11 protein-coding genes are annotated in these 12,589 nt (G+C 67.4%); 3 read left to right on the forward strand and 8 right to left on the reverse strand.

What is annotated here, in order from left to right:
- Nucleotides 1-26: 26 nt before the first annotated feature.
- The gene (locus ABZU74_RS27405) at nt 27-938 is read right to left on the reverse strand and encodes an RNA polymerase sigma-70 factor (protein WP_355429516.1); all 912 of its coding nucleotides are present in this window, start codon (nt 936-938) and stop codon (nt 27-29) included.
- 158 nt (nt 939-1,096) lie between these two features.
- Between ABZU74_RS27405 and ABZU74_RS27410 the strand changes: the two genes are divergently transcribed.
- Complete coding sequence (locus tag ABZU74_RS27410) at nt 1,097-1,480, forward strand: DoxX family protein (RefSeq protein ID WP_355429519.1); 384 nt, start codon at nt 1,097-1,099, stop codon at nt 1,478-1,480.
- 136 nt (nt 1,481-1,616) lie between these two features.
- Here ABZU74_RS27410 and ABZU74_RS27415 read toward each other — a convergent pair whose 3' ends face one another.
- A complete protein-coding gene (locus ABZU74_RS27415) occupies nt 1,617-2,216 on the reverse strand; it encodes a TetR/AcrR family transcriptional regulator (RefSeq protein ID WP_355429522.1) in 600 nt (199 codons plus the stop codon).
- Between the two features lie 100 nt (nt 2,217-2,316).
- On the opposite strand from ABZU74_RS27415, the gene ABZU74_RS27420 reads away from it, so the two are divergent.
- Nucleotides 2,317-3,474 carry an FAD-dependent oxidoreductase gene (locus tag ABZU74_RS27420; protein ID WP_355429525.1) on the forward strand — a complete coding sequence of 386 codons (1,158 nt, stop codon included), beginning with the start codon at nt 2,317-2,319 and terminating at the stop codon, nt 3,472-3,474.
- 263 nt (nt 3,475-3,737) lie between these two features.
- On the opposite strand, the gene ABZU74_RS27425 is transcribed toward ABZU74_RS27420, so the two are convergent.
- Entirely contained in the window at nt 3,738-5,621 is a 1,884-nt protein-coding gene (locus ABZU74_RS27425; RefSeq protein WP_355429527.1) for a BTAD domain-containing putative transcriptional regulator, read from the reverse strand.
- A 472-nt stretch (nt 5,622-6,093) separates the two neighbouring features.
- Here ABZU74_RS27425 and ABZU74_RS27430 point away from each other — a divergent pair, with 472 nt between their 5' ends.
- The gene (locus tag ABZU74_RS27430; RefSeq protein ID WP_355429530.1) at nt 6,094-6,804 is read left to right on the forward strand and encodes a hypothetical protein; all 711 of its coding nucleotides are present in this window, start codon (nt 6,094-6,096) and stop codon (nt 6,802-6,804) included.
- On the opposite strand, the gene ABZU74_RS27435 is transcribed toward ABZU74_RS27430, so the two are convergent.
- From ABZU74_RS27435 to ABZU74_RS27455, 5 genes are all read right to left on the reverse strand, one after another.
- The gene (locus ABZU74_RS27435; protein WP_355429533.1) at nt 6,795-7,421 is read right to left on the reverse strand and encodes a hypothetical protein; all 627 of its coding nucleotides are present in this window, start codon (nt 7,419-7,421) and stop codon (nt 6,795-6,797) included. The two genes, ABZU74_RS27430 and ABZU74_RS27435, sit on opposite strands and share 10 nt — an antisense overlap.
- A 530-nt stretch (nt 7,422-7,951) precedes the next feature.
- Nucleotides 7,952-8,653, reverse strand: coding sequence for a hypothetical protein (locus ABZU74_RS27440; protein WP_355429536.1), 702 nt, complete (start codon nt 8,651-8,653; stop codon nt 7,952-7,954).
- Between the two features lie 113 nt (nt 8,654-8,766).
- On the reverse strand, nt 8,767-9,111 hold the full coding sequence (locus tag ABZU74_RS27445; protein ID WP_355429538.1) for a hypothetical protein: 345 nt from the start codon (nt 9,109-9,111) through the stop codon (nt 8,767-8,769).
- A 270-nt stretch (nt 9,112-9,381) separates the two neighbouring features.
- Nucleotides 9,382-10,077 carry an Imm52 family immunity protein gene (locus ABZU74_RS27450; RefSeq protein ID WP_355429541.1) on the reverse strand — a complete coding sequence of 232 codons (696 nt, stop codon included), beginning with the start codon at nt 10,075-10,077 and terminating at the stop codon, nt 9,382-9,384.
- Nucleotides 10,078-10,098: 21 nt separating this feature from the next.
- Nucleotides 10,099-12,589: RHS repeat-associated core domain-containing protein (locus ABZU74_RS27455; RefSeq protein WP_355429544.1), on the reverse strand; the 2,491-nt coding region annotated here is incomplete at its 5' end.

A 12,589-nucleotide genomic window follows, 5' to 3' on the forward strand; every position in this document is an offset into this window, starting at 1 on the left:
TCAGGGCGTGCCCGATCGGGACGACGTCAACGGCGCAGGGCCGTTTCGCTCCGCAGGTGCGACAACTTCTCGGGGTTACGCACTGCGTAGACCCCGCTGATGAGACCGTCGTCAATCCGCAGCGCGAGGACCGTGTCGAGTGCACCGTTGAGCCGGAGAATCAACGCCGGGTGACCGTTGACCTCGGCGCGGTGCAGCGCCATGGTCGCGACCCTGAGCTGGGTGGCGCACAGCAGGCGGGACACCTTGTCGGCCCCGGCGACAGGCCGCAGCACCGCCTGTCTGATCCCGCCGCCGTCGCCGAGGAGCACGACGTCCGGCGCGAGGACGTCGAGCAGGCCCTGCACGTCGCCGGTTTCGAGGGCCAACTGGAACGCCCTGAGCACACGCCGGCTCTCGTCCGGAGAAACCACCCCACGAGGCCGACGCGCAGCGACGTGCGCTCGCGCCCGGTGGGCGATCTGGCGGACGGCGGCCGGGCTCTTGTCGACCGCTTCGGCGATCTCGTCGTAGGCGAGGTCGAACACCTCGCGGAGGACGAACACCGCCCGCTCGGTCGGCGCGAGTGTCTCCAGCACCAGCAGCATCGCCATCGAGACGCTCTCGGCGAGTTCGATGTCATCGGCGACGTCCGGCGCGGTCAGCAGCGGCTCCGGTAACCAGGAACCGACGTAGGACTCCCGGCGCCGGCCGACCGCCCGCAGCCGGTTGAGCGACAGTCGGGTGGTGATCCGGACCAGGTAGGCACGCTGGTCCCGCACCGCCGGCAGATCCGCGTCCGCCCACCGCAGCCAGGTCTCCTGGAGTACGTCCTCCGCGTCGGCCGCCGAGCCGAGCATCTCGTAGGCGACGGTGAAGAGCAGGTTCCGGTGGGTGACGAAGGCGTCGACAGCCCGGTCCGCGTTGTCCGCACCCATGATTCCGCCCCCAGCATCCATGCGTCCTCCAGTCTCGTCGATCTCGACCGCGTCGCCCACCAGACACCGACCTGCGGCCTTCTGTGACGCCGGGCGCCCGTGCTCCTCGTCACCCGACGAGCCGTCACAGCGCACCAGCCGGCGGTGTCTCCTGTACGACCCGATACGGAGGGAAGATCATGAACCTGGCTCTGTGGATCGCGGCCGGCCTGTTGGCCGCACTCGCTGTGGCCGGCGGCACCACCAAGGTGTTCGTACCCAAGCGGAAGTTGGCCGCGGCCAACGGCGGCGGGTGGACCGACGACGCCAGCGTCGGCTTCGTCAAGACCCTCGGCGTCCTCGAACTCCTGGCCGCGGTCGGCCTCGTCCTGCCCGCGGTGCTGGACATCGCACCGGTGCTGGTGCCGGTCACCGCCGTCTGCTGGATCCTGCTGATGGTCGGCGCGATGATCACCCACCTGCGCTACGGCGAGGCGAGGTTCATCGTGCTGAATCTGGCCTACCTCGCGATGGCCGCGTTCGTGGCCTGGGGACGCCTCGGACCCGAGTCCTTCACCGGCTGACCTCAGCCAACCCCTGCCCCGGCAGGCTGATCGTCCACGTCGGCTGTCAGTGAGCCTGCCGGGCCTGGGCGACGCCGCGAGGTGGCGACGCCGCAGCGCGGCGCGGCTTTTGCGGCGCGGCCTTGCGGCGCGGCGCTCAGGAGGGTGCGGCGGCGGGGAAACCGTCGGTGAGCGCGCCGATCACCCGCTGAATCCGGTGATCCGCTGCCGAGTCGGTGTGGCCGGTCAGCGCGACGTGGTGCAGAACGCTGACCACCGCCAGAGCCAGTGCCTCGGTGTCGGCGCCGGCGGGCACTCGCCCACGGCGCTGCTCGGCGGCCAGGTAGCCGGCGACCGCGCGTTCGACCCCCCGCAGCCCCGACATCCCGCTGCCCAGGACCGCCTCGACGTTCGCCGCCAACTCCGGCCGGAACGCGGTCAGCCTGGTCAACGCCGTCAGTGTGCCCAACGGCGTCGCCAGGAGGGCCTGGCGCAGATTGGCGGCGACCGTGCCGGACCCGGCGCGCTCCAGCAGGCCGGCCACCTCGCCCGAGATGTGGAAGACGCGGTCGACCGCGAACCCGGTCAGGAAGTCGTCGAAGTTCGCGAAGTGCGCGTAGAGCAGGCCGGTCGCGACGCCGGCCTCGCGCGTGACGGCCCGGCCGGTGAGCCGGCTCGGCCCATCTTCCACGATCAACCGCTCGACGGCAGCGAAGAGCTGCTGTCTGAGCGCTGGGATGGCGACTCCGCGCGGCATGCCTGAAGTCTAGGTGGTGCTGACACCGTCGTTTGCGCCGGTATGAACAGTCGCTCATACTGGTTTGAGCGACTGCTCATACTAGATGGCGAGGTGCTCGATGAAACGTGCGGTGATCGTTGGTGCGGGGATAGCCGGGCTGGCCACAGCCCTGCGACTACACCAGGACGGATGGCAGGTCATCGTGGCCGAACGGGCCCCGGCCCGGCGCAGCAGCGGCTACCTGGTGAACCTGATCGGGCCGGGCTACGACGCCGCCGAACGCCTCGGCCTGCTCCCGAGGCTGTCCGCCGCCGACCTCGGGCTGTTCACCACCGTGCTGGTCCATGCCGACGGACGACCCAAGTTCACAGTGCCGTCCGCCATCGCCGAGGCCGCCCTCGGCAAGCGAGCCCTCTCAGTGTTCCGCGGAGACCTGGAATCCAGCCTCTTCGAAGCGGTGCGGGACAGTGTCGACATCCGCTTCGGCACCACCGTCGCGTCCGTCGACCAGGGCACCGATCGCGTACGCGTGGAGTTCAGCGACGGCACCACCGAGCAGGCCGACCTGCTGGTCGGCGCCGACGGGGTGCACTCGGCCACCCGTACCGCCGTGTTCGGCCCCGACTTCCGGGTGGACCTCCCGTACCTCGTGGCCGCCTTCCCCCTGACCCACCCGGTGCTTGGCGTGCCCGAGTCGTCCGCCACCACGTACATCGGCCCGGGGCGCACCGCGGCGATCGTCAACCTGGGTCCGGAGCGGTCGTCGGCGTTCTTCACCTATCGCAGCGCGGAGCCTGCCGCCGACCTGAGCCGAGGGCCGGTCGACGCGCTCCGGACCGCGTTCGGAGACCTGTCGGGCGGCGTACCCGACGCGATCGACCACCTGGCGAAGGACCCGGCAAGCGCCTACTTCGACGCCGTCAGCCAGGTGGTCATGCCGCGCTGGAGCGCCGGGCGCGTCGTGCTGCTCGGAGACGCTGCGTGGTGCGTGACGCTCTTCGCCGGACACGGCGCGGCCCTCGCACTGGCCGGCGCCGACCACCTCGGCGCCGCCCTGCGGAGGCACGACGACGACCTCCCGGCGGCACTCGCCGAGTGGGAGACCGGACTGCGCCCGGAGGTCACCAAACGGCAGGCCCTCGCCCGCCGGGGAATGGCCCAGTACGCGCCGCCCAGCCGATTCCACGTGTGGATGAGCGATCTGACCATCCGGGCGATCACCCTCCCCGGCGTCAGCGGCCTCGTCCGGCGAGGTATCGAACGGGCGAACCGCTGAGTGGCGCAGCAGAGTGGCGCAGCAGAGCTGCCCGCATGATCGTGCTCGATCCAGGATCGAGTGGCCTCCCGACGCCCGCGACACCACTACAACATGAATCGAGCGCGATCATGCCCCCGGGCGGGCGGGCGGTCGGGCGGGGCGGACTGCGGGCGCAGGGGCTGGCAGACGCCGCACATCAGCCGTCGGTGATTCGTGCGCCTCATCTGCACATCCGCGCTCCGCGCGGCGTTCGTCACCACCCGGTCGTCCGTCCGGGTCCCTCAGAGGTGATCGAGAACGCCCTGGAACGCCCGGCGGTCACGGTCACCAGGCGTGACCCGCCACCCATTGATCAGGTGGCGGGGCACGGGTGGCAGCCCGGTCAGTTCCGCGGCGTACTCACGAACCAACGCCGGCAACCGGTAGCCAGCCGGCTCGTCGAGGTACACCAGGTGCGTGTCGATCAACTCCTCGAGCGCCCGCCACACGCGCTCGGCCGTGACGCCGAGCCGCGCGGCGGCGCTGTCCGGCAGCAGCTGACCGTCCGGCGCGCCGCCGAGTAGTTCGATGAGCCGACCGGCCACCTCGTCCTCAGAGCGGACCGCCGCGAAGCCGGTGGCGAGTCGATCCCGCATGGAGAGGTCACCGTGCGCCAACCAGTCCAGCCGGCGACGTCCGTCGCCGATCTGGGCGACCAGCCGATCCATGGACAGCGCCGGTCGACCGGCTAGTCGTGCGCCGGCGACCCGCAGTGCCAGCGGCAGTCCGGTGCAGAGCCGCAGCAGTTCCCGGGTCGCGGCGGGATCGGCGTCAAGTCGCTCCGGGCCCGCCAGCGCCCCCAGTAGGGCTCGTCCGTCAGCGTCACCGAGCACGCCGGTCACGATCCGGCGTACCCCGTCGAGGCTCCGCAGCTGGCGCTGGGCGACCACGACGAGCGCGGGCCCGGGCCCGGCGGGGACCAGTGGGCGTACCTGCGCGGCGTGGGTGACCCCGTCCACCACCAGGAGGAGGCGGCGGCCAGCGAGCCGGGAGCGGAGTCGGCCGGCCCGCTCCTCCGGGTGCTGCGGGACGTCGGCGGCGGCGACGCCGAGGCTGCGCAGCACCCGGGCGACGACCTCCTCGCCCGGCACGTCGGTCTGGTACCCCAGGTCGACGTAGATCTGACCGTCGGGGAAGGCGGCCGCGACGGTGTGGGCGGCGCGGACCGCGAGCGCCGACTTGCCGCCGCCGGCGGGGCCACAGACCACCGCGACGGCGGGCGCCGGGCCGGTCACCGCGGCGACCACGTCGGACAGTTCCCGGGTACGCCCAACGAAGGCGACCAGGTCCGCCGGCAGCTCCCGGGGTGGCACCCAGCTTCCATCGACGTCCGGTACCCGGTGCTGGGCGACAGCGACCGGCTCGACCACCACCGCCGGCACCCAGCTCAGCTCGGGCGATCGGTCGAGCATCGCGCGGTGCAGTGTCGCCAGTTCGCTGCCGGGCTCGATGCCGAGCTGGTCGTAGAGGCTGTCTCGGGCCGCCCGGAACGCGGACAGCGCAGCGGGGGTGTCGCCGCACCGGTAGAGGGCGAGCATCAGTTGGCCCCACGCGCGTTCCCGCAACGGATGGGCCGCAAGGTGCTCGCGCAGGCCCGCGAGCAGGCCGGCGTGCTCACCGACGGCCAACCGCGCATCGGCCAACTCCTCGAATATCTGCAGCCGCTGCTCGTCCAGCGTCGCCCACCGGTTGTCCAGCGAGGTGCTGCGCGGCAGGCCCTCACCGGCCGGCCCGTGCCACTGGGCGAGAGCATCGGCGAGCCGGCCGATCACCGCCACCGGGTCGGCACTGTCCCGTCCCGCCCGGGCGTCCCTCGCCAGCCGCAGGAACTCGGTGACGTCCAACTCACCCCCGGCCAACCGCAGCTCATAACCGCCCGGGTGGGCGACGATCCGGTCACCGACCGCGCGGCGCAGACCGGCCACATGGGAGCGAAGGTTCGCCACCGCCGATGCAGGGGTGGGACCGGCCCAGACCATCTGCGAGAGCCGGTCCAGCGAGACCGGCCGGTTCGCCTCAAGGGCAAGCCCGGCGAGCACCGCCCGACGCTTGGCAGCACCCATCGTCACGAGCTGGCCATCGACCCTTAGCTCCACAGTGCCCAACAGCCGAATATCGATTCTCATCTCACCGCTCCCCCGTCAACCCATGAGCGCGCTCAGGCTAGGCGGCGGTGTAACGGCACGACAAGGCCAGCGCAGGGCGGCACGACGGTGATTAACGTCTATATTTCTCGGCGGCGTGTCGATGTAACGAAATCGACACGGAGGACGCTCCGGCGAGATCCGCACCGCCAACCGACCGGCATTCGCCACGATCCCCACCCATGGCGTCCGTCATGAAACCGAGGAGATCATCCGCTCTGGTGACTACAGAACAGGGCTGCCCGTGCCAGTCAAGCCGCATCCGATACACGCGGCAATCGTCAGCCGCTTGACAGAAGGGCCCGCAATCTACCGAGCCAAGCATGGGGCACCATAGCCGAACACGCACGGCCTTCCAAGCCCGAATACCAATTGTCTACTGCTGCGATACCCACAGTGGTCTTGAACCCGCCTCGCGACGGTGCCGTCCGACGCCGAGTCGTAGGTTCGCCCGGTGACCGTCTACGACACTGCCGCCAAGCTGCCACCAATCGATGTGGTCCGTGACCGCTCCCGAGCCCTGGCGATGCTCGACACGATCGTCGGCGGCGTCTACTACGACTACAGCCGAAGGCGGGGCGAGACCGAAGTGGCCTCGATGCGCACCGGCAGCGGCGAGGAGTACGACATCGTCTTCACCGCCGACGGTGCATTCATCCGCGGCGTCTACCACGATTCACCAATGCACAACTACACCGACGGCCAACTGTGGCCCGGCCTGCTGGAGGAGTTGCCCCAACAGTTCGCCCCGCTGGTGCACGAGCCCACGTTCTGCCACGAGGACGGCACACTCGACGCCACGTTCGTGCTCTGGCGACGCTCCGCGGACGACCGGTGGCACGCCGGCGAGGGCATCGACCTCTCGCCCGCCGACGACGATGAGACCGATCCCGACGGGGCCTGGCTGCTCGACATCCTGTGCGACGGTGCCGCGGAGGAATACCTGGAGTACGCCTGGTCGGTCTACGACCTCGAGCTGGACAGGACCGTCGTCGAGCACATCCTCACGCTGCAGCCCCTGACCGATGAGATCATCCGGGCAGTCAATCCGCAGAAGCGACTGGCGGATCTGCGAAAGCGGGCGGCGGAGCTGGACTACCCGATCGCTAACGTCCGGTCCGGATCTCCGAAGACAAAAGCCGACAATTGCGTACGCTATCCGTAGTTGAACATGCCGGCGTAGGGGTCGGGCTCGCCAGTCCACGGGTCCACCCCGGACCGCAGCCGGCGCATGTACTCCGTCCGGGTCAGGAAGGTGGCCCTCCTACGGCCGAAGAGGTAGACGTCACCCAGAGGACAGGTGGGGAAGTCTCCTTCCAGGTGGCGGACGAGAAACTCGACCATGCCGCAGTCGTAGCGACGCCAGATGCTCTCGCCGCGGTTGTAGAGCAGCACCGGCCATTTCTCCGGGTCCGGGTCGGAGGCGTCCCAGCACAGGTTGTCGCCACTGGAGTCCGTGGCCCACAGGATCAGCCGTGGGGTGCCGCCCTCGAGGTCGCGCTCCTTACGCGACTCCTGCCACAGGACCCTGGCGGCGAACGCCGTACCGGCACGCATGTCAGCGCCGTCCCCGTCGGGCGGTTCGACCCAGGGCTCCGGTGTGCCGATCACCAGGTAGTCCTCGATGAACCCCGCCCCGTAGACCGCGATGAAGCGCTGGTACGCGGCCGGGAAGGGTCTCCCCCAGGACTCGGCAATCTCGTCCCAGTCGACCACCGTGTCGCTCTCCGTCACGGGCGGCATGAGACGCAACAACGCCTCCAACTCCGCGGGTCCAGGCACCACGTCTCCTCAGCTCGGCAATCAACTCATGCCCCAGTTGGTACCGGGGCCCCGGTGTTGGGATCGTTGAACGTTCCGAGGTTAGTCCCGTTGTACGTGTTCGGAACGATGTCGTCGATCGCGATGCCAGCTGTGCCGTCGGGATTCGTGCCGTAGGCGGTGACGTGGAAGCCGACCGGCACCGTACGGTTGGCGTCGTAAAGGCAGAAAACTGCTCTCTCCTGCCCCGAACGGAGCAGCCGCCTTCTCTGCACCCATTGTCTCGCCCGACGCCGCTGCGACGTCCTATTCGCCATGCTCCGCGACAAGATCCCCTACCGACCCCGGCCGACAGATCAGGCACCCCTCCCCGCTTGACGAAACCCATAGGGACACCCCCGAACGGCGGCCGAGCCTTGCCCAACCCGACGTGGTGGGTGGCGTGGCGTGGTCGAGGCCGGCGCGGGGGCGGCGGTCGCGCTGGCCAGGGTGGGCCCACCGTGCAGCGGCGGGCCCACCCTTCCTCGTTTCCTAACTATGCGGTTACCCGCCTAACCTATGAGCTCCGGCACCGATCGGTCGATGCTGATGGTCAGCGGACCGTCCGGCTGAAATCCCGGAACATTGACAGCCCGATCGACCGACGCCAACCAATCAGGGAGTGCCGACTCCACCAGGTCGATGGAGGTCGTCACCGGCGAGTATCCGATATTGAAGGCACGAACCTCGCCCCCTACCTCTACTCTGATGAACTGAAACCGAGAACTGGCGCGGTCGACGGCGTGCAGCGTCAACTCAGAACTGTTCATGGAGGTGACGAATTCTTCCGTTATACCGATCGCCTCGCGGCCGGTGCTTCGGTTGACGAACGTGAAGGAGTCAACGACCTGCTCGCCGCCCCACAGATGCGACCTGAAGTCAGACGTTCTTTTCACCAAGGCGAGGTCGGTGGCAGACAGCCAGGTAGACTTTCTCAGGCAGAAGATCGGACCCTCCTCCTCCGGCTCGTTTCTCAGCGACGTGTCGGTCCGGTAGACCCCCGTGACAGAAACACAAGGACCCTCATCAACCATGACCGTCAGCCAAGGCTGAAACAGCAGGCGTTCCCCGGAAAAGGCGGCGCTAATCATTCGGATGCCGGCCAGTTTGGCCACCGCGACGCGCTTGAGTGTGCCGATGTTCTTGAAAAGGCGAGGCGGTCGCATCACGATAAAGCCTGGGTAGCCAGCCTCCGAACCTTGACCCTCATCCATGGAACCATCTCTCCAATACGCGCCGAGTCACTTGCATTCCGACTATCGATTATGAAACGGCCGTGCGGAACGATGCCCGCCGGATGGACATCCGGTGGGCATCGTCGCCATTCTCAATCCTGATCCTTCTCCAGCGATTCCGCTCTTCCATTCAACGCTGCGGCGATTTCATCCCAGTCGGGACCGAAGTTTCGCAGATCCGTCGCCGCCTCTCTCAGCAGAGCCACGTCGTCCGGCCTCTGTAGACAGACCATCCGGTACGCGAGATTGCGCGCCCACACCGGTAGGCCCATCCAATCCTCGTCGAGCACGGTATGGAGCACGGAGACGATCTCATCCGCCGGCGTGAATGTGATCACCTCGACGAACTCCTGCTCGACGTTCCTGACCTCGGCCAGACCACGCTCGCCGAACTGACCCGACGACAACGTCCGAGCCAGGTCAAGCAATGTTTCCACTCGGCCTCCACATCCCGTCAGTTGAGCGAGTATGTGCTGACGCCGACCGTCGAACAATGGGCTGTCCTCCCGGTGTCAATAGCAGGACCACCAGCATGCTGCAACTGACTCCACGGGCGAAGGATGGTCCAGCCGGCGTTGACCAGGCGATTTTGTCGACGGCGGGTCGGCACCCCTGTGTCGCTGACGATTGCGCGAGGGTCGCCACACGAGATATCCGTGTGACGACCCTCGCATCTCACGCGTTCGCTAAGCAGCAGGCAGTGATGGTCAGACCGCAGGCTCCAGTGAGCCCGCCTGCTTCAGAGCGGATCCGAGCCGAGCAACCTCCTCGACGCCTGGCCAGCCCTCGCCAGGGACGACGAGCGAGAGGAGGACTCCGCCTTGTTCTTGTACTTCCGGCCGAAGCTCGGCCGGAACCGAAGATCCTCGCATCCCGGAAAGGTACGTGATGAATCCGGCGAACGGATGAGCCGGCGCTACCTGCTGCGCCTGCCTCACCGGGTGCGTCCACACCATTCCGAAGTCAGGATCGAACGCTTCAACCAGCGACATCAGCACGCTCCGCGCCGCAGCTGTCCACCGATGCACCTCGTCCTCGGACTGTGGCCTAACCTCGATTCGAGCGCTGTTGACCAAGCCAGACGCCGACTGCGACTGCCCAGCCTGTGCCCGGAAGCTCACTTCGAGTTCGCCCGATTGGCCATTCCAGGCACCGAATCCGAAGCCCAGATCGGGCTTGTTCTCGTTGGCACCCTCGATAACCACCTGCTTCAGCAGGGTCTGGCGATCGAGATTCAACTCCAGGTAGCCCTCGTCGTGCTCCTCCAAGATCACCCACCGACTGAGCAGCGGATCCACCGTGCCCAGTCGCTGGTTTAAGCGCCACCACCGATGGGCGATCTGGTCGGCGGTTTCCTGTCGGGCTCCCCATACCACCTGGAACAAGACCTTTTCTGCAAGCATGCCACCTACACCTCCAGTGCGTTACGGGTAGACCACGACGGGGATGTTAATACCTTCCTCCGCAAAGGTCCGCTCGAGCATCGCCTTCACTTCCGGCGTGGACACGCGCCACTCGACCGCGGTATTGTGCTCGCCCGCAGTCGCCTGATGCGACCTGGCCTCTCGAACTAGGCCCTGGTAACCAGTCTCCTTGCTGCCCTTTGAGCGCCCGTTCTTGAACCACCATTGCCAGTCACCGGTCTTCTTGTCGATGAAGGAGGAGTAATTATCCTTCGCTTCAATCAGCTTGCCACCGGAGTAGCCATCAAAGTCAACTTCGTCAACCTTGTACTCGTTGCCACGGGTCACACCAGTCGCCGTCTCCTGGTAAGCCTTAGACGCCTCGCTACCGCCTCGATTGACCTCCCTCCACGCGCCCGGTCCGCCGTCAGTGCTACCTGGCTTCGGCGTTCTCAACCCGGCGCCGCTCGGACTGCCTCCTGAAGACCCCGAGACACGGTGCATGCTTGCCAGGTCCTGGCCAAGGCCCATGGCACCATGCACACCGAGTCCAGCACCGCCAGCGATTAGAGTCACCCCTAGAACCGCCGCTGGACCGCCACCGAAACAGCCGACACCGGTGGCGCAAATGGCCGCGCCGCCGCTGACGAGTGTGCTTCCGCCGGCCATCATCGCCGCACCCAGCGCCATCTCCAGGCCATGCTGGGTAGCCGACGTCAGTTCCTCGGCGTTGCCGGCCACCCAGTCGCAGGCATCCTGCGCCCAGTCCCAGCAGTGCCCGTCGTTCTCGATGGCGCTGATGGGGTTGCCGCCGCCGAAGGCGTACCGGTTGCCGGTGAAGGGATTGCTGCCGAGCTTCATGTCGGCGAGGGCGCCGTTGTAGCTGTCGCGGGACAGGAACCGGTTGAGACCTGGGCTGTAGTCGCGGAAGCCCATGTCGTAGTTGCCGGAGGACTGGTCCCACCGCTTGGCGTTGAACCGGTAGGCGTTGTACGGCTCCTTGGTCGGGTCCGCCGTGTCAGGTTTGTCGATGCCCGTGAACTGGGCGTCGTCGTTCTTGCCGTAGGCGGTGTAGCCGTAGGTGGCCTTGGTGTCACCGGTCTTGTCGGTCAGGGTCTCGACGTCGGTGTGCGGGTTGTAGCCGTAGTAGCCGTCCTCCTGGGTGCCGTCCGTCTTGTGGGTGATCTGCGACAGTCGCTGGCCCCACGGCGAGTACTGGTAGGACTTGGTCAGCTTGCCGGCGACCTCCTCGTCCAGGACCTCACCGGACATACCGAGGTAGCTGAACGTGGTGGTCTTCTCTTTGGCACCGCCGGCGTCCGTGGTCTTGGTCGTCGTGCGGTCCATCGGGTCGAAGGTGTACTTGGTCGTCGAGGTGGCGGTGCCGTTGTTCCTGCGGTTCTCGACGACGTGGTCGAACCCGTCGTACACGTTGCGCTCGATCACGGTGCCCGCCGCGGTGACGGTGTCCAGGCGGCCGAACGGGTCGTAGTTGTACGACGCGGTCGCACCCCCGGTCGCCGCGGTCAGCAGCCGGTTCCGCTCGTAGTTGAACGTTGTCGACGTGCCCTTCACCGTCTGGCTGGTGACGTTGTTGTTCGCGTCGTGCACGTAGGTTTCCGTGCCGGCGCCGTCGCCGGTCTTCGTCAGCGACGCCAGCCGGTCCCGCGGGTCGTAGGTGAAGTCGCTGGCAGTGGTCAGGTAAGCGCCGTGGTTGTCGGCGTTCATCTTCTTGGTGACATCGTGCGACCGGTTGCCGTTGAGGTCGTAGTCGAGGGTTGACTCGGAGACCAGGGTCGTCCCGTTCGACTTCTTCTCCGTCTGGGACTTCAACAACCCGTCGAGGAAGTACGTGTAGTCGACGGTGTTGCCGTTGCCCTTGACCTCCTTGAGCTTCTCGCCCCGGTCGGTGTAGGTGTACGTCGTCACCTTCGGCGACGCGTCGGTGGCCGACTTGCCGTTGGTCACCTTCGACACCAGGTCACGCTCGTCGTACGCGTAGGACGCGTACTGCTTGTCGTGGTCGGTGGTCAGCGGAGCGCTGTTCTCGTTGTAGGTGAACGACGTCGAGTTCACCTCCGAGCCCGACTTCGACTCGGTGACCTTGTCGACCTGGTTCAGCTTCGTGTACGTCACCGCATAGCTGTCGACCCGGGTGCCCGGGGAGGCGTCCGTGATCGTGGTCAGGTTGCCGTTGGCGTCGTACCGGTAGCTGTAGTCGTGCTTCTCGTTGTCGACGTCGGTCGCGTTGTCCCGGACGAGCTTCACCGCATCGGCGACGACCGTGCCGGTGGCCTGGTCCGACAGCGTCACCTTCTGGGTGTTGCCCTCGGCGAAGCTGTACGAGCCGAGGCTCACCCAGGTGCCGGCGCCGGCGGTCTGGTTGACCGTCTTCACCGTCGGGCCCGCGCTGGAATTGACCGTGTACTTCGCGTCGGTGGCCGCCCCGGACACCGTCGGGAAGCGGGCGTACACCTGGTAGGTGCCCGCCTGGGGCACGTTCAACTGCCAG

The organism is Micromonospora sp. NPDC005171 (genome assembly GCF_040608575.1).
In the GTDB taxonomy this organism is placed as follows: domain Bacteria; phylum Actinomycetota; class Actinomycetes; order Mycobacteriales; family Micromonosporaceae; genus Micromonospora.